This window comes from Photorhabdus namnaonensis (assembly GCF_001684335.1).
Classification (GTDB): Bacteria; Pseudomonadota; Gammaproteobacteria; order Enterobacterales; family Enterobacteriaceae; genus Photorhabdus; species Photorhabdus namnaonensis.
Genome location: NZ_LOIC01000083.1, coordinates 71036 through 90815, shown reverse-complemented (window position 1 = coordinate 90815; position 19780 = coordinate 71036). Strand labels below are relative to the sequence as shown.

General features: G+C 36.5%; 13 protein-coding genes. 2 read left to right on the top strand and 11 right to left on the bottom strand.

Annotation, left to right across the window (positions count from 1 at the left end):
• Position 1 precedes the first annotated feature (1 nt).
• Positions 2-1132 (bottom strand): LuxE/PaaK family acyltransferase, encoded by a 1131-nt coding sequence (locus Phpb_RS18415; protein WP_065391627.1) that lies wholly within the window; start codon positions 1130-1132, stop codon positions 2-4.
• A 1797-nt stretch (positions 1133-2929) separates the two neighbouring features.
• Between Phpb_RS18415 and Phpb_RS18410 the strand changes: the two genes are divergently transcribed.
• On the top strand, positions 2930-5806 hold the full coding sequence (locus Phpb_RS18410) for an RHS repeat-associated core domain-containing protein (RefSeq protein WP_065391626.1): 2877 nt from the start codon (positions 2930-2932) through the stop codon (positions 5804-5806).
• Positions 5807-6577: 771 nt separating this feature from the next.
• Positions 6578-6922: a hypothetical protein gene (locus Phpb_RS18405; protein ID WP_065391625.1), complete on the top strand. Its 345-nt coding sequence runs from the start codon at positions 6578-6580 to the stop codon at positions 6920-6922.
• A gap of 440 nt (positions 6923-7362) precedes the next feature.
• Here the strand turns inward: Phpb_RS18405 and Phpb_RS18400 are convergent, their stop codons facing one another.
• From Phpb_RS18400 to Phpb_RS18355, 10 genes are all read right to left on the bottom strand, one after another.
• Complete coding sequence (locus Phpb_RS18400) at positions 7363-8064, bottom strand: helix-turn-helix transcriptional regulator (RefSeq protein WP_065391624.1); 702 nt, start codon at positions 8062-8064, stop codon at positions 7363-7365.
• A gap of 1140 nt (positions 8065-9204) precedes the next feature.
• Positions 9205-10359: an alpha/beta hydrolase family protein gene (locus tag Phpb_RS18395; protein ID WP_065391623.1), complete on the bottom strand. Its 1155-nt coding sequence runs from the start codon at positions 10357-10359 to the stop codon at positions 9205-9207.
• Between the two features lie 19 nt (positions 10360-10378).
• The gene (locus tag Phpb_RS18390) at positions 10379-11821 is read right to left on the bottom strand and encodes an SRPBCC family protein (protein ID WP_065391622.1); all 1443 of its coding nucleotides are present in this window, start codon (positions 11819-11821) and stop codon (positions 10379-10381) included.
• Positions 11821-13368 (bottom strand): class I adenylate-forming enzyme family protein, encoded by a 1548-nt coding sequence (locus Phpb_RS18385; RefSeq protein WP_065391621.1) that lies wholly within the window; start codon positions 13366-13368, stop codon positions 11821-11823. The genes Phpb_RS18390 and Phpb_RS18385 overlap by 1 nt, the downstream gene beginning before the upstream one ends.
• Positions 13369-13391: 23 nt before the next feature.
• On the bottom strand, positions 13392-13640 hold the full coding sequence (locus Phpb_RS18380; RefSeq protein ID WP_065391620.1) for an acyl carrier protein: 249 nt from the start codon (positions 13638-13640) through the stop codon (positions 13392-13394).
• A gap of 34 nt (positions 13641-13674) precedes the next feature.
• On the bottom strand, positions 13675-14790 hold the full coding sequence (locus tag Phpb_RS18375) for a beta-ketoacyl synthase N-terminal-like domain-containing protein (protein ID WP_065391619.1): 1116 nt from the start codon (positions 14788-14790) through the stop codon (positions 13675-13677).
• On the bottom strand, positions 14783-16069 hold the full coding sequence (locus Phpb_RS18370; RefSeq protein ID WP_082302633.1) for a beta-ketoacyl-[acyl-carrier-protein] synthase family protein: 1287 nt from the start codon (positions 16067-16069) through the stop codon (positions 14783-14785). Before Phpb_RS18370 ends, Phpb_RS18375 begins: the two co-directional genes overlap by 8 nt.
• Positions 16070-16812: 743 nt before the next feature.
• Complete coding sequence (locus tag Phpb_RS18365; protein ID WP_065391618.1) at positions 16813-17628, bottom strand: cyclase family protein; 816 nt, start codon at positions 17626-17628, stop codon at positions 16813-16815.
• Positions 17621-18334 (bottom strand): 4'-phosphopantetheinyl transferase family protein, encoded by a 714-nt coding sequence (locus Phpb_RS18360; RefSeq protein ID WP_065391617.1) that lies wholly within the window; start codon positions 18332-18334, stop codon positions 17621-17623. The genes Phpb_RS18365 and Phpb_RS18360 overlap by 8 nt, the downstream gene beginning before the upstream one ends.
• Positions 18335-18336: 2 nt before the next feature.
• Complete coding sequence (locus Phpb_RS18355; RefSeq protein ID WP_065391616.1) at positions 18337-19113, bottom strand: SDR family oxidoreductase; 777 nt, start codon at positions 19111-19113, stop codon at positions 18337-18339.
• Between the last annotated feature and the right edge of the window lie 667 nt (positions 19114-19780).

The window sequence follows — 19780 nt, the reverse complement described above, 5'->3', positions numbered from 1 at the left end:
TTCAGGACTCCTTGATCAACTCAGAAGCGGCAATCGCACAACTGCGGCTTTTACTGGTACCGGCACGACCCAATAACTCAAACCAATCGGTCGCTAACTCACAGCCACATTCAGCAGCCGGATATAACACCGCCAAATCGCTCACCACAATACTGTGTGCCGGGCTGGAAGTGATGTAAGGTGACGCCAGATGCAGGAAACCGGGCTTACCGTAGGGTTGAACCGCCATGTTGGCCGTATCGCGGACATAAGCACGGGCATAGGTCGGCACATGAAAATGGTGATTTCGGCACTCAACATAAGGCACGGGATGTTCCACCGAACCGTAACCATCCCGGCACCGCTCGTCAGGAATACCCAGTTGTTCCCCCAAACGCCGATACAGCAAGGATCTTGGAATGGCTTTATCTGCGTGCGTTTTCCAGCCTCCTCCCAAAAACACCAGTGACTCAGGATGCAACCGCACCGGCGGCAACCCCATTTCCTGCATCCGTTCCAGCGTGAACCACAAGAATGCCGGAAAGCCCAAGATACGCACCGGCAACCCTTGTGCTGCAAACTCTTGTAAGGATCGGATCACGCCAAAAGGATCAAACTCATTGCTTTTTCCATTGTGGCGCAGTGCATAACAGACTTGGTTTACCGGTGCATATTTACACAGATATTGATCGGTATACGCGGTTCCCAAAGTAACCGCGCCGGCAGGTTCATAACTTAGCAGCAAGTAATTGCAAGGCTGTTGCGGAGTATTCCAACCGTAATACTCAAAAATTCGTTCAACCATATTTTGAGCCGCGCGTATACTGCGTGCATCGTAACGCATGCGGCTCTTTTGGCCGGTTGTCCCGGAAGAGGTCAACTCCAATGCATTCCTGCCGGTACTACTAATTAGCAATTGGTGTTTGAAATAATTAGCGAAAATAGGCGGCAAACGCGACCAATCGTCCAGTTTTTCCAGTCTTTCTACTTCCAAGCCATTAGCCTTCAACCACTGAGAATAACCGGGAGTGTTTTCACAGTGGTACAGCGTCAATTCACGCATGGCAGCATCAAATAGTTGGTCACAAACATTATCGACCCGATAAGGATGATCAAGCGTACAAAGGGCGTCAACATAAGCAAGAGAGGTCAAAAGTCATCTCCAGAAATTAAAGAAAAGGGCATTTACTCCCTTAAAATAATAGGTATGTTGTTTCAACCTTCGGCAAGTAAAGCCCGAAGAAAAAATAACGATATGTTGAATACAACTTCTTAACCAAATTAAAAATAGGTCACCGTTTTTAGAAAAAAAATCTTAATCTTGTTAATTCCTTGTAAACAAAACAATAAAAATATAACAATTATGATTTAATGAAGGCTAATATAACAACGAATTTATATTTAATAACCTTATCAACGAATTTAGTCATCATTATTCATGTATCAATAACGCCAATAATAATTTGGAATTATTCATCAAATACGAATTTATAATCAATATGTAACATTTAACAAACAACTAAAATACTGAGATCTCCACGATATTTATACAATTAAATAGTTAGCATGATAATCAACAATGTTACTTCTTTATTTCCGTCAATTTTTTTAACCGGGAACGTTTATCAACCCGGAATACGGCCAACAAACCCAAGGTAACAAACTTATTGTTTCTCAACAAGTAAGCTATTTCTAGCGAAACATTATATGGCCTATTTCTATGCAATGATGAGCAATTTTAAGAATTATTCACAATATAATAATAAGAACAGATTAGTCATCTGCATTTATATTTTCAATATTTACAATCCCTAAAAACAAGCAATTTTTGATATTAATAATTCCAATCAAGTTTTTATCAACAGAAAAAACCATTAAAAAATCCAAAATATAAAAACACATTTCTATGCACACAATAGAAATTTGCTTTTATATGTTTACTTTACTTACTTTAATAATCATTCATGTCAACATTTCTTTATCAACCATTATCACTACCACGAAGAATAAAATATTCTAATAACAACCAAAATAAGAATTGCCAATAAGCAATATTATATATAATGATATTTCAATAAAAAACTAAAAGTTTTTATTTTTTATTAATGCAAAATAATAAATATATAATGCTAAATTATGCATCATTTATCAGCTTATAATACTTAAAATACAACATTTATTTTTATAAATGCGTTTTTAGTTAATTTGTTTCGCGAACTAACTAAAAATCAACATCAAATATTATTTACATTGTGAAAATAACAATAGTAAATTAATTCATTATTCTAACTCACATTATATTTCATTACTTTATATTTACTTATATAATAATCACGTCATTTACTAAATTTAGTCTTTTATATCATCATAATAAATACAAACTCCATATGAATTAAAATCAATTCTATCCATTTTAAACAATTTCCCACTTAATAAATCAAACAGAAAACCAGATAATAATCAAACATTACCTCATTTACATAACACGATTTAATTAAAAATTAAAATTATATATTACCTTTAAAAACGCAATGAATGACGAGTTATTGTATTAAACCACTCAATGAATACCTGGAAAATAAAAAATAGCTATACGATTAACTAACCACCCCAAGTTTCGAATATGAACGAATATCAAAAATTATTTAACCAATAAAATAACTCATATTTACAACAGATAACTATATCTCAAGTTAATATTCACAATATGCAACCAAATGTTAAATAAGGATAAATTGCTTTTCATTTTGTTAAATCCATCTATTAACAGAAAAAACAACCATAAACGCCAGCAAAAAATCCTGGCGCTGTTTTCTACGATACTTGTCCCCGTCTGCTTACACTTGCTACTGTAATTCAGTTGCAGAAACATCTTTGAAACAACATGCTTCTAACACAGACAAAAAATTACTCAACATAGTCATTACTCAACACAACAAAGAGGTAAATTATGAACAACTTTGATCCCAAAACTTATCAACACACCCCCACGATCACGGTTCACGATAACCGTGGGTCGGATGTCCGCGAAATCCGTTATCACCGTACTACCGCAAAAGAAAACAGTGATATCCGTATTACCCGTCATCAGTATGATGCTTTCGGGCGCCTACACCAAAGTATTGATCCGCGCCTGTATGACGCCTGGCAGAAAGATAATACGATGAAACCCAATTTTCTCTGGCAGTATGATTTAACGGGCAATGTCCTGCGTACAGAGAGTGTCGATGCGGGCAATACCGTCACTCTCCATGATATTGAAGGCCGTCCTGTCCTGACTGTGGCTGCAACGGGTGTCAAGCAGACCCGGCAATATGAAGACAACTCTCTGCCCGGTCGCCTACTATCCGTAACCGAACAAGAACCAAAGGCAAGGACCCCCTATATCACCGAACGTCTCATCTGGGCTGGAAACACGCAGGAAGAGCAAGACCAGAATCTTGCCGGTCAGTGTGTGTATCACTACGATACAGCAGGAATGACCCAACTGAATCGCCTTTCCCTGACCGGTGCGGTTTCATCACAATCCCGTCAGTTACTGGCTGACAGTCAAGAAGCAGACTGGTTCGGAGATGATAAAAAGATTTGGGATAAGCGATTAAGTAGTGATGTATACACCACCGAAAGCAAAACCGATGCCACCGGCGCTATGTTGACGCAAACCGATGCCAAAGGAAATATTCAGCGTCTGGCCTATGATGTAGCCGGTCAGTTAAAAAGGAGTTGGCTAACCGTAAAAGGCCAGAGTGAGCAGGTGATTATCAAATCCCTAACCTATTCAGCGGCAGGACAAAAACTACGTGAAGAGCATGGTAACGGTATCATCACCGAATACACTTACGAACCGGAAACCCAGCGACTAATTGGCATCACTACCCGTCGTTCAAACGATAGCAAAGCCTTGCAAGACTTACGTTATGAATATGATCCGGTTGGCAACGTGATAAGTCTCCGTAACGACGCAGAAGCGACCCGCTTCTGGCGCAATCAGAAAATAGTGCCGAAGAATATCTATACTTACGATTCCTTGTATCAGCTTATCAGCGCAACCGGACGCGAAATGGCGAATATAGGCCAACAGAATCACCAGCTCCCCTCTCCAGCGCTACCTTCCGACGACAACACTTACACCAACTATACCCGTACTTATACCTATGACCGTGGCGGCAACCTGACCCAAATCCGACACAGCTCGCCTGCGAGCCAAAACAATTACACCACAGACATAACCGTTTCGAACCGCAGCAACCGTGCGGTACTGAGTACCTTAACCACTGACCCAACCAAAGTGGATGCGTTGTTTCAGGCGGGCGGCCATCAGGAGACATTACTACCGGGACTAAACCTGAACTGGAATGCGCGAGGAGAACTACAACAAGTGACGCCGGTAAAACAGGATAACCACACCAACAGCGGCAACGACGTAGAGTGGTATCGCTATGGCAACGACGGAATGCGGCTGTTAAAAGTCAGTGAACAGCAAACGCAAGATATTCCCCGGCAACAACGAGTTGTCTACCTGTCGGGGCTGGAACTACACACAACCCAAAATAACGCTACCCCAACAGAAGAGTTGCAGATCATTACAGTGGGTGAAGCCGGTCGCGCACAAGTGCGGGTTCTGCATTGGGAGAACGGCAAACCAGAAAGCATCAACAATAATCAGATACGTTACAGTTACGATAATCTGATTGGTTCTAGTCAACTTGAACTAGATAGCGACGGGCAAATCATCAGTCAAGAGGAGTACTATCCATTTGGCGGTACAGCGCTATGGGCCGCAAGAAACCAGATAGAAGCCAGTTACAAAACGATCCGGTATTCCGGTAAAGAACGAGACGCCACCGGACTCTATTATTACGGCTATCGATATTATCAGCCGTGGGCGGGAAGATGGCTAAGTGCGGACCCGGCAGGTACTATCGATGGATTAAACCTCTATTGTATGGTGATGAATAACCCAATTACGCTGGCGGATAATATGGGACTCTCCAGTTTAGACTGGCTTGATCTCGCCATGCCGCAAAACAGACCTGATATTTCGCCATTTTTGTATAAACAAAATCCAAGAGTTGAAAAGAGATACCAATATTTCACCAGAAGCACCGGTGAAATATTACAAGAAACAGAGAGAAATGAAACAACGCTCAAGCCTATGAAACCAAAAGATAGAGAAAAGAAATCCAGAAATATGAAATATACAAATGCAAAATTAAAAGGATATGCCGCCCATGCCGGTATTATGGGTCATGGTACCAACATAGATCACGATACCTATAAAGATAAATTTTTAAACCTGAGTGGTAGCTTAAGTGCCAAAAATACCTTCCCCGGAGTGCAACTTATCAGCGAAAAAGCGAAGCCCGGTTTCGAACAATATCACCCTGATAAACTTCAAACATCCAAACATTGGAGGCCAAATATCGATCTTGGCAGCTATCGTGTTACTGATATAGAAAAATTTATATCTGGTGTAAAAGATGCCTATAAATCATCGGACATTGAATTACATCCACTGATTGAACAGAGGATCAGAGAACATGTTAAGGAAAACAAGAACATTTTACCTAAAATGGCAGGTATTGCGGGCCTGCATGCTGAGGTACAAGCTTTAAATTATATGGTCACTGAACTTGCTAAAAGGGGAGAAAATATATCAAATCATTTGAGTCAGAGCTATATATTCACACAAAGACTCGTTGGTGAAAAAAATGAAGACTTCCCTGCTTGTCATAATTGTTCTGGAATATTATCCGGCATAGAAAATGTCATGACAGGAAGGGTAGAAAATTATAGAAGAATGACACGCAGAAACTCCGTGGCGTAATAACTTGTACTAGAACTTAAATTTGATCTGACAGCTATCGAGAATGGATGTCAGATCAAGTTTTGACTCACACAGGGATATGTTACATCGCATCTACTCTTTTTATCATTTCTATTGCAACAGTCATAAGCATGAATAATTTACTCTTTATCTGAGGAAATTCTTCAAACCCCAAATTCATATACAGTTTTTTAATTCGCTATAGATATCCACTACTCACTTACATGATTCATTCTGAGCCGGCGGAATATACTATTTGGTGAATTTGACACCGATTTTAACAAAAATCAATATGCGTGCCAAAATGATGTCACATTGTGAGACAGAACAAGCTATATCAGATTCTCATGATTTTTTTCAGATACTTACCTGCCATTTTAATCCAACTTACCGAAAATAACGATTTGCATTAATTTAATATTCATGCAAAACATTCATGATGATATACTTTACATTCTGTATTTTTACACTACTATAAAAATATATGATATATAATTTCTGATTAATTCTTATAAATTCAATTAATTTACAGACAATAAATTACCCAGAAATGAACTATCAAGAATAGTAATCAAATGCTGTGACAATCAGATCAAAAAAATTCATACAAACCAAAACAATATCAAATAAAAATATATTTATTATGGTTCTATTGCTACCGTAATTATTAATTAAGCCATTGCATTTATAGCAATAAAAATAGAAATATCAGAGAAACTATTGTTATTTCTATAATAATCACCCATTTTATCCACTAATCAGGAGCCAGAGATGAAAGAAACTGAGGAAAAAGAAAAGGGTGAAATGCTTGAAATTAATAACCATTATTTTTTCGTTGTTAATCTTACCAATGAAAATTTAATCGGTGATGTGATTTGGAGCAGCTCAGGGAATACAAGTACTCTCAATGTTGATGGGTTACATCCAGCAACCGCTTCACCTATCCAAGAATTCTATCCAGAAAGCCGGAAAAATGATTATTGGCAATGGACGGCAAAAGGAAGGAGGTATCAATTAAATTGTTATGATAATGATATCTATGTCGCTGTTGTCATTAGCGATTTTGGCATTTGTGTATTACCTACTGGCACCAGCCCGGATGCATGGAAATGGTAGCTTTTCTTCTACTTCATTATTTATGTAAGAAAAATGCACATGTGGAAAATATCGATAGCACTCTTACATAAAGACAAGCTCGCAAGTCGAAAAAACAAAGATCGTGGTTCTATCACGATCTTTGTTCAATCGATTTAAAATCTTACCTTTAAAGAATTCCTGAACTTTTATTATCCACAATTTTAAGCCCGCTCTATGTTGTTCGTTGCCCCAGATTACCAAATTAAGTGATTTATCCTACCATTCACAATTAGCACTCTAGGGCGGCGCTTTCCTAATAAAATCACTAAACTTTTTAAGCTCTCAGTATAAATGACAGCAGAAAGTTCAGATAATCATCAGAATCTACTATATATTTGCAACTATATACTTAGTAGAAATAACAATTAAACATGTATAGGATAAATACCTATATAAATTATTCATCTGTAATCATCTATTTAGGATAAATTATTATCAGACAATCCTTCTTTCTCACTCCATTTTTTTAGTAATAATATTCTATCTTGTATATATCTTTCAGACAATACTTCCAGTTTCTCTATTTTTCCTACTTGTAACTTAAGAAAGTTATGACTGAATTCACACCAAGAAACTAAAAAGAATTCATTATTGAAAAAGATCGACAGTGGACAGATCGTCTTCACAGTATGTATATTATTTAAATCAATAAAAGTTATCACTATTTTTGATTTATGGTATATCGCTTTTCTAATATCAGATAACATTAAATTATTATCTGTAACTTTACTATAACCATCTGTTTTTACAAACATTGGCGAAGAATATAGTTGATCGCGCTGCTCTGCCGGTAATACTGCGGCAATCTTAGATATAAAGCTATGGGCAGACTTAGCTAAAACAACATCATTCTGTTCAATAACCCATTTATTTCCCAAAACTAAAGCATCAATTTCATCCATCGTAAACATTAAAGGGGGCAACATGAAACCCGGCCGTAATATATAACCCAAACCTGGCTCGCCTTCTATATTTGCTCCCTGACTGTTTAGTAAAGCAATATCTCGATAAAGCGTGCGCAAGCTTACATTTAAATCACTAGCGAGTAATTTACCACTGACAGGGTACCTTCTTTGTCTCAAGTATTGCAATAATACTATAAGTCTTTCGGTTCTTGACATTTCCGAACTCCTCATTTTAATAAAAATCAAATAGGATAAGGCTTTACTGAATAAATAATATCGAGTTACTAATCAGTTACCCAAAATAACTATTTATTCTTAATTATCTATCATGGAACAATGTCGAGATTTCTCTATAAAACCATCAACTCGAAATCCTATATTTAATATAGACCTCAATTGTCTGGATTGACGAAAATACTACTGCCGTCTTACATAATTACCAAACTCTGTCAAGAGTAAACGTTCTATGCATTACGCCGAAACCAAGTTGAAGTAAGTATCGGGCATCAAACATAGAGCAAATATTTAAAAGCTTAATATACAGCTAATTAATACAAAAAATAAAATTCACATTCAATAAGATAACTTATCATAAGTAAACTTACTATGTATTAATGATATAAGAAAGCACAAATATTAAAGTCAATTTTCACACTGCCGGTTAATACCTCAGCAGAGAAAGTATGGTCTTATTTTATTCGAACATATCTCTTCGTAATGCCTGGAAAAATGTTTTGATTTTATTACTCATAGTAAAAGAGCAGTGGAACTAAAAAACGTACCCCAAATAAATTTAACCTTAACTTCTGTTGAAAAAATAAAATCTTGTAGCGAAGATAATAATAACCAACTTATCTTCAATTTATTTCTGGTATCAGATTATTAATATCGAAGGATAATATCACAAAAATACACTATTATGCTCACTAAAGATAAAGGTGAAACCAATACTTATCCATAACAATATCTCCATTGATTACTAACCTTAAAATTTATCTCTTGATAATTATTTTTTTCGCTAATGATAATAATCCCGGTAATCTGATGAATCTGTGTAAATTTTATAACTCCATAAAAACAGCTACTATCAGCCTGATGTTTATGATTTAACCCTATTTAACGCCCATCCCATTAAACTTTTCATTTACCATTCTTTATAAAAAGAGCGAATCAAGACAATACTTAAACAAAAGCGCTAACTTCTAAACGCATGTTAGTAGAGGAGAAATGCAACTCATTCTCATGTACTATATATACGCAGCGACTCCTGCACGCTATCCGTATTCACTATTAACCTACAAAATAATAGTCCACAATAATGAGATCTAATGGAATAGGCAGTTAGTATAAAATCAGTTATCCTTTTTTATAGCCATTAAGCCAAAATTGTTCACTAACCCAATCTGAAACTTGTATCATATATTCGTTTATTTTATTTAAGCAAACATGAGCTTCTGACTCATAACATAATAATGTATGACTATCACCCCATAGCTGATCTAATTTTCTCACTTTATCGATCGGAAATATATCATCTAACCCACCATGAACAGTAAAAACCTTGGTTTTACAAGGTAAAGAGATATCCAACTTAATTTCATCAAAAATAGGCTGCATATGACTATTATCTTGCATAAATGCAAACTGAAAATCTTCTTTAAGCCTTCTTGGTAACTTATCAAACTCTGCTATTTCAGGCCCACCGGATAAATTGACGATACAGCAAAATTTATCGCCAATTTTTTGCGCAACGCGTAGAGCAAAATAACCACCAAAACTAATTCCTAAGAAGCAGAGGAGATCACTGTTAATTCTGACATCATCCTCTAACAATTTAACTATAGATGAAACATATAATTCCATATCGATAGCTATTGGTGAGTTCCCAAGATTTATTCCCTGTCCTGGCCCATCAAATATAGCTACCGCCATATTTTTCATTAAGAAAAACTCGGCCAAAGATAATATTTCAATTTCAGTCATTGAGTCCAATCCATTGGATAAAATAACACAAGGCAAAGGATGATTCTCTTCTTCTTTATACCCTTTAGGGAATATAAGGAAAAACGGCATACGAAATTTATCAACGACAATATATTGATGCTCAACTAGCAAGTCACTATATTTTATACTAGATAAAAAACATGAACGAATATACTCTCTGAGCTGTACCTTTCTGCTCCTATCACTGAAATACATAAATTCCGCCCAATGATAACAGGCGGCGGCACTTCTCAAAGCACGAACATGGCTAACCTCACTTTTAGCCGAGTTAGCGATACTAATATAGCTATCACCCACTTTTGACCAATTAATCATCCATTCATACCAAAACTCTTCAGAGGATAAGTCTAAGTTTTCCTGCTGAAAATCACTCAATGCTGCAACAACATCTCCCCAATGCACTTGGGGAGCATATTGAGAATTTAAGAAAAATAGCCTTGGCATAAAATAACCACAAGTAGCAAGAAGTTCTGGCGAAATTCTATTGGGTTTATTTTTATTATTCATCTTATTTTCCTTTAATTTACTAAATACGAGTGTCTAACCACTCTTTACAAGCAAAGACCATTTTCTTACTATTTTCTGAAATAGCATTTTTTACTATCTCACGCTGTTTTTCTTTATCTTCCGTACCAAATTTAACTGCACATAAATCATGATTTAACTCAACATCATGACTAGAAACAATGTACGAACCACTTCCTTTACTGAATATCCGCCATGAGCCACTATGAGACTTTAATACTAAAGGAGGCTCTGGTTGAAAATATTCAATCGATAAATTATCCGCATCACAGAATCGTATACTACGGAAAGTCTCATTTCCATTTGGTGTTGATACTTCCATATTAAATTCTTGATGTTTATTATCATTATAAATAACTTTTATTGAATCACAATGCGGCAATATTTTGCTCCAGTCATCGATGTTTAAAAATATATTATAAACATCATCAAATTGGTGAGGAATATAATAGCCTGCTGTGAAAGTTAATAAATTTGATTTTTTATGACGTTCTACCTGACTCTTGAAACTATCCATTTCCATTCGAGTATTATCATTGATAAATGAAATAACAAAGGAATTGGCCTGGTCATGATTATTAACACCATCAACGATACCACTGATATCTTCTAACAAAGCCCAGTTCCTTTGTACCGTTATAATACAGCGTTGATCATTAACAGGAATAATTTGCCACCTGCCATTCATTGTTTTGAATAATGGCATCGGTGTAGGCATAACATAATCAACTCGGTAAATAGCATCAAAATAATATCGCCGCGTTTGCCAACTTACTGCTTTATTATTTTGTTTTGCTTTGATTTCAACCAATTCTTCATTACCTGATCTCTTTAAAACTTCTGCACCATCACAGAATGAAAAAATATCGGTCCAACAAGAGACATCTTTAACTAAGGCATAGACCTGCTGTGCCGGTGCCTCACATACGACTGAGTGAGTAATCGTTCCTTTTAATACTTTTTCCACTCCCTCTGTTGACTCAACGATATTTTTTATATTATTTAGCTCTTTAACTGAATTGGTATCAATAGCTTTACTGATAAATTCGTGCGCCTGCTCTATTGTTTCAACACCATCAATTAACCCGGTTATTTCAGATTCAAGATCATACAAATGCTCTAACAACAACACACATTGCTGGGAATTAATTCTAATCACACGCCATGACGTTTCCATTTCTTTAACTAATGTCATTGGGGGATTCAGTTTTGATTTTATACTAAATGTTTCTGGATAAAATTTACGATTTGATTCCCATTGCATTAAAACACCGTTAAGTAAAGCTTTGACTTCTATTTTTTCACCCTCCTTATCCCTAAAGAGAGCTTTTACCTCCTGGCAAGGCTCAAATATTTCTGGCCATTTGTCCGAATCTAAAATAATTTGGTATACATTTTCCACCTTAGCATTACAGATAATTGAATGTGATTCTACATAATTCATTATTGATTCCTCAACGCAAATAATTTTTTAGGATCGATTGATTTAATTAACTCTGATTTCAATATCTTATCATTATGGCTCTTTGGAAAGGATTCATCAGTAACATAGAACCAATCCGGCCATTTTTCTCGACTAAGTTTACTACTTAAAAATGATGAAATAATATCTTCAATTTCAGCTAATGATTTCTTCGATATCTCTCCACTCATACAAGCAACCGGTTGATCAATAGCAACACCATTTTCATGGAAAGAAAAACCAACAACCGTAGCCACATTCACATTGGGTATTCGAGATAAAATAGATTCAACTTCTTCGGGATAAATTCTATGTCCGTTAGCACTCATGAAAGTATTCTGCTTACGTCCTTTTAAAATTAAATAACCCTCTTCATCTATATAACCGAGATCACCGGTGACAAACCACTCATCAGGAGGCATTATTTCCCCAGAAAGGACATCGTAATATCCTTCCATAATACTTTCGCCTCTTAATATAATTTCTCCAATATTATCAGATGAGCCGATAATGGGTTTAACCGCCACTTCCAATGTATTATCAATCTTGCCGACACAATAAATTGAATTGAGATATCTTTTATCACGATGATCTTGCTCATCCACCCAACAGAAAGGACCATAAGTTTCACTTAACCCATATCCCTGCACCCATTCACAGCCAATTAATTGGCGCCCTTTTTCAAGTACGCTAGGAGGCATAGCCGCGGCACCATAAGCAACAACTTGTAAACAAGAGAGATCGATATTACGTTCCGCTGTCGATTTAACGAATAATTTCATTGACTCTGGACGCAACATAATATGAGTGATTTTATTGCGAGAAAGATAATCAGGCCATCTCTCTACATTTCTATCTTCGGGTATAAAGAATGTTGATTGATGTAATAATGAACCGAAAGAAAAAATCACTCCCGTTGTATTATTCAACAAACCTGACATGAATATCTTAGCATCTTGAGTAAATTTTAATTTCTCTGTCACTGAATAAATTCGACGACACACTAACGATTCTGAAATGCTAATGGCTTTCGGTTTACCTGTACTTCCACTGGTAAACAGAACAATAAAGTTAGCGATAGATTGCGGCGAATAAGTTATCATTGGAATTTCCGCTGTATCATCATTAACCCTAATCTTATGATCTGAAATATCAATCACATTAATGTTGTTTTCTTTTAATTTTCCAACAAAATGTTTATCTTTTTTGAGATAAACAACAAAATCGTATTGCACTTCATTGGTAAAATTAATCCATTCATCGATTGTTGCTGATGATAAATTATAGGGCATTAATAAATGCAGCCCCATAGCGCTGGCGGCGGCCAAAAAGAAAACACCTAATTCATCATGTTCAAATATAACAATAACTTTATTACCTTTTTGAACTCCTCGACTACGTAAATCATCAATTAAATGGGAAACAGAAGATATTACCTCTTTTCTTGTATAATGATAATCTTTAGTGACAATGCAATCATGATGTAAATTATCACGCTCTGAATGTAACAACATAGAGATTAGTTTCATTTCTGTTTCCCTTTAATTAGCAATTAATTTTTATCATTTAAACTTGATGAGATGAAATCAAGAACGGCTCTTCCTGTATCCCAATGACTGAATTGACTTTTCACCACAGAAATACCGAACTCTTTCTCAATCTCTTTTGCTAAATCAGCTAATTCCGTAGAGTCCATATCATAAGCGTCAGAAAGATTCGCATCCATATCGAAATCATCAATATTAACGTTAAGAAAGAGAGATAAAATTGTTTTTATTTTTACTTCTGGATTATTACTCATATATTTTTCCTCGCGTACTTAAATATCTTAAAGATTAAATAGTTGAAAAACTCAACGCACATACATGACCTTGGTTACTGAGGCGCTGAATGATTATTTGGTTAGTATTTGAAAACTCATTGAGTTTATTAGATTGTTGTTCTCCATCCCCGTTATTTTCTGACAAGAATGATGATGCCAGGACTGAATCAATCACGCCACTGACTGAAAATTGATTATTCAAATAGGGCCTCAGATTTATAAATGATGTTTTTATCTCTTTATTTGAGAAAGCCTTACTGGTTATCTCTTTTTCATCATCATATATTCCATCCATAATAAATACAGCATTTTCATTATGGTTAAATAGTTCAGCAGTATATTCCAAGGTATTATTTCTGGTATTTTTATCAGGTGCGAAATAATCAACAAAACCGGTTAATTCACACAATATCGAAGCGCCGCGCTCTAAAGCATGTTGCCGCTCTTCCAGCACCAGAAAGGCAGCGCCTTCGGAAAAATCTCCAGGCCGTTTTTCGCCAAAAACCTCAGAGTGTTGCTGAGTTGACGCTTTCTCCAGCAAATTTTTAACTAACGGGCTGGAAAGGTGTTCTGACGCGCCGCATAACATCACTTCCGCAACACCATTAGAAATCGCTTCCGCCGCATAGCCTATTGCTTGCATCCCTGCCACATCGGAGGTGGAAAACGTTTTAGATTGCGCACTAAAACCATAAAGCAGCGACAATTGCCCTTGAAGCGCCGCAGGGAACCATGCCGTGGCGACATAAGGTCCCATTCCCTTTATGCCTTCAATATGGAGCGCTTTAACTTCATCCTCAATATGCTGCCATCCACCAAAACAGTTTCCGACATATATTCCAACGCGATTAGGATCAAGCTTATCTACATTTAATCTACTCGCTTTTAATGCCATTTCAACGGCGACGATACCATAAACCGAAAATTCATCAATTTTGCGTCTTAGGCGGTTATTGATATATTTCGCACCATCGAAATCACTCAATGTTCTTATTACAGAACTTGCGGTCGTATTATTTTTCGATTCTTGGCCCAATAACTTCTGAATGACGTTTGATTTTATGGCAGTGACATCATTGCCATCAGGATGTACTGCACCAACACCGGTAACGACAATTCTTCTACGCATTGTCTACTGCCCTCATAACAATAACACTGTGAATACCAGAAAAACCACTTGATAATTTTAACGCGGTCTTAATTGGATATGCGCAACCTTGATTAGGGATATAATCTAAATCGCAATCAGGATCTGGGGTTTGATAATTAATTGTTGGGTGAACATACTGCTTTTCTATTTCCAGACATAATGCGACAGACTCGATCGCATTAGCAGCAGCTAAAGCATGACCTGTCATTGATTTTAATGAGTTAATTGGAATACCAAATGCATTTTCTCCCAAAACAAATTTAATCGCATTTGATTCATTAATATCATTTTGAGCCGTAGAACTGCCATGAGCACTAATATAATTCACCGCTGATGGCGATATCTGGGCATCCTTCAATGCCATATCAATGCATCGCGCCATTGCCATTCCATCCGCTGGCAAGTCAGTCATATGATAAGCGTTATTGACGGATGCATACCCTGCTAATTCAGCATAGATATGCGCTCCACGCTGTTTAGCGTGTTCATAAGACTCTAAAATTAATATTCCACACCCTTCAGCAATCACAAATCCATCCCGCTCAAGGGAAAAAGGACAGGTCGCCGCTTGCTGATTTTCCAACTCTCTTGATGATAGCGCCCCTAAAGCTTCAAAAGAGCCGATAGAAAGCGGACAAAGTGGCGCTTCACTTGCACCAGCCAGCATAATATCCGCTCGGCCATAACGGATATGCTCCATCGCAATGCCTAATGCATCAAGTCCTGCCGCACACCCAGTTGATATGTTGCTGACAGACATCGATGCGCCATATTTTTTCGCAACAGAGGTTGCGGCTGAACTAAAATCAAAGCTGTCATAATCTTCTGATTTAATTAAATCAGGGTGAATATTCTCTTTGCCCCCTTTGGTGATCCTGAGTAAACACTCTTCCATTCCCGCTGCATCAGCAATCGCCGTTGCTATCGCAACACCAAAACGCCGACCATCAATGTCTGTAGGTTTTAAATTCGCATCTTGCATCGCCATCTCTGAGGCGTCTAATGCAAATTGAAGATATTTACGCTCACTTTTCAGAACAAACTCTTTATTATTGCTATCGTCACCGTGAACCTTTCCTATTGCTCCGCTTTTAAAGCCAAATCTTTCTCTTCCCCACTCATATTTACTCACTCCCGATTTCCCGTTATGAATATTGTTCCAAAATTCATTAACGCCAACACCTGTCGGCGCAACAACACCTAGCCCTGTCACCACAACTCTACGCGGTTGAGATTCATTTCTGTTATTTATTATCACAATAGTTATCTCGATAGAAATAGAATAAACATTTACTCAGGTAAGTTTTATTAATATAAAAGCTACCCATTTTCATTTAAGAAAATCATTATCTGAAAGTAGTGATATTAAACTACTTTACTTATCTTTAAATTTATATTTGTCATATATAATATTTGATTTTTATCTCCTAGCCAAAATTCTTGAAAATAAGCACCAAACCACAACTCCATTTGAATACCTATTTGGTTATTTCACTGATCTTTCATCTAGTTAAACTGCAAGAACAATATGAATACTTCAGGTTAAACCAAACTAAGTTAACTCCCTTCGACCTGCATATGGATAGAATAATTAATCTTTTTCTTAATGAACCAATTTATTCTTAAAAATCATCCAGAAAGGAGATGACAAATTTATTACATAGAGCTGATATACCCGCTCACAGTACAATATGGCCAAGCAATATAGCCAAACAACATAGCAAAGATAATATCTCTTTTGCTAACCTATATATCGCCTTGCTCACTGGAGTTTCCAATTAAATCGGCGTATCTACTCTACCTCTAGTTATTAATTTACATTGAGCTGTATCTTTGCGGATTCGATACAATTAAATCATGCAATGCACAATTCATACCTTAAGCACCTTTTCTAAACATCTAAGGCATACCCAAGCATATTGGCTATTAGATTTAGTTGTATGATCTTGAAGTCTCTTGTCTGCTCATATTTCCCCCATCTTACCCTATAATTATATATTATTATAATATTGCGACCACTCGACTCCATGAAGCATCTGCTTTCTCTAATTTTATTGGAAAACAGCACACTTTAAATCCATAAGGTTTAGGAATACTAGTTAAATTACAAAGCCGTTCTATCTGTAAATAGGGATGATCACGTCCGATAAAATGAGATGGCCATAAGCAATCTTTATTCCCGGTTTTTTTATAATCGTTAATCATCTCTATGAATGGCCGATCAAAGCTGAATGCATCTGTCCCAATAATCTTTACCCCTTGCTCTACTAACCATTGAACAGCACTACTTTCAATCGCTCTATAGTGAGTAAAATAGGATTTTGCTCCCAAGAGTTTATCAGCTCCGGTATTGATAAGGATAATATCATTTTCTTTTATTTTATAATTAATTTTCTTTAATTGGTTTTCTACCGCCTGTTTATCAATTGACTGATTATCATGACTAAAATCAAGTAATACACCATGACTATAAAACCAATCCAAAGGAATATCAGTAATGGTTGCTGGCTGATCTTGCCCTTCATGCCACCCATAGTGATAGGGAGCATCAATATGCGTTCCGGTATGCGTGGTCAATTGATAATACATCAGTGATAATCCCATACCATCAGGAAAATCATTGTGATCAATGATCCACTTTTTGCGTTTAAACAGTTTTACAAAGGCTCTTTTCCACCATGAACTGGTATGAAAATACAAGTAACTCTCACCTAATTTATTGGCGCCCTCTTTATGATCAACGATCCCCCTGGTTACTTTCTCAGGTTCCCAAAAATCACAATCTATAGGAACACTTAAGTCAATAATATTACTCATCTTTGTTCCTTATAATTTCGGAATAGTTTATTTCCTTGATATTTGTTGTAGAAATTACCTTCTTTTGAGATAAGGCACAAACAAATTGCTGATTATGAATCAATAATGTGCTTGCTTCTAATTCTTTCATATCTTTAACAGAATCAGGGTTATTAGCCAATAATTTCTCATGTAAAGTCGAAGCAAATAATTTAATATATGCTTCAAGTCTAACCCAATAGTATAATGACATTAAATGATAATAATTCTGAAACCCGGGACTTACTCCTGATCGTTGTTTTAACATTACACCTTGTATATATTCCAGCTCTTTATCCTTAATAAAACGTTCAATAATTTCTGAAAATTTTACCTTAGAAGGAGTGACTTCAATATCAACACCCATTTCCCTTGAGCTAAAACCGATGGCACAATAGTTTCCTGAGGCACTCAATGAAAAATAATATTTGAAGTCTTGCTCCGTGGATATATAAGGTTTACCGTTATCATTCGTTATGATTTCATAATCAGATAAATATTGACTTAAAACATAACGCAATGCAGCCCGTCTAAATATAAATTTCTTTCTTCTATCCGCTAAACAAATTTGGTTATGGCGAACTATATCGGAACGGTGAATTAACTGTTCAATAGAGGCTAAATCAATATCGTCGATTTTTACAATCCAAAGATCGAAAAAATCGGATGATAAAGAAATACCGTCCATGATTAGTAATTACCTAATCCACCACACACATTAAGCGCTTGAGCGGTTACAGCCCCGGCGAGAGGGGACGCGAGATAAGCAACCATTTCAGCCACTTCATTAGGTTCAACATATCTTCCAATAGGCACTCGCTCTTCTACTCTTCTTTTCGCTTCTGCTACATCAGTGCCCCAAATTCTGGCGTAATGTTCTCTGACACGCTCCGCCATCTCACTCTCAACAAACCCAGGACAAACCGCGTTAACCGTAACACCTGAACCATTACGCGCTAATTCAAGCCCTAATGATTTAGTCAGGCCAACAACGCCATGCTTAGAAGCAGAATAAGGCGCGCCATGAATAACACCTTGTTTCCCGCCGGTGGAGGCAATATTGATAATTCTGCCGCCGGATAACATTAATTTTCTTGTCAAAACTTCATGGATAACAAAATAAGTGCCATTTAAATTCACGTTTATGACATTTTGCCAAGTTTGTGGACTTATTTCAGCGGTAATACCGCCACCAGAAATACCGGCGCAATTCACAAGTACCGTCAGCTTATTATCTTCAAGCTCCAGTTGATCAAACGCTTTTTTAACATCTTCATGATTAGAAACATCACAAACTATTTTCTTTGCAAATTGACTACCATATTTATTGCGCAGCTTGCCAATCGCACTATCAAGACGCTCAGGAGTACGCGATAATAATATTGGTTCAAAGCCATCTTCAGCTAATCTTTCTGTAATTGAGAAACCAATATCTCCTGTCGCACCGGTAATAAAGGCATATTTCATCTGAACTATTCCTATCGTTATTTATACCCGTCATCTTTCAAGTCGCCTCTTTGTTGGCTGCACTCGCTCACCCCGGTCACATAGTTATCTATGCTCTCGGGGATTCACTCCCTTGCCGTCGCGATGCATCTTGAAATCTATAGGGTTATATTATTGCTATTCACGGAAAAACACGATTACCCCTAACAAGCATTATTCATAAACTAGTGACAGTTTTTGTCAGCATTTACAAAAAATATTAACTGATTCTCGTAAAAATCAATAATATAACAATGTTACATTTGCTACAACATATTAATATCAAAATACTTTATCATACCGATATACAAATTCATCTTTTTCTGACTAATCAGAAAACCAAATAAATAATTAGTAATAACCACTTTATTTACAATGGGTTGAAAAATAAGATGTTATGACTTAACCGTTGGTTATTTTTTCATGGAAAAATAATGAATAGGCGGGACAAAGTACAATATAGGAAAATTTGAAAGCTTTTATTACCTATCTCTTAAACAAGCCTATACCACGATTAACCCCATTGTTGGCATAGATTAAGAGGAGATATATTCCAGGCACATACTCTTACTGTCAGAATGTCAGACCGTTTAAAACCGGCGATATACCAAAATTAATCACCGGCTAGCTTATGTGACAGTTTAATGTA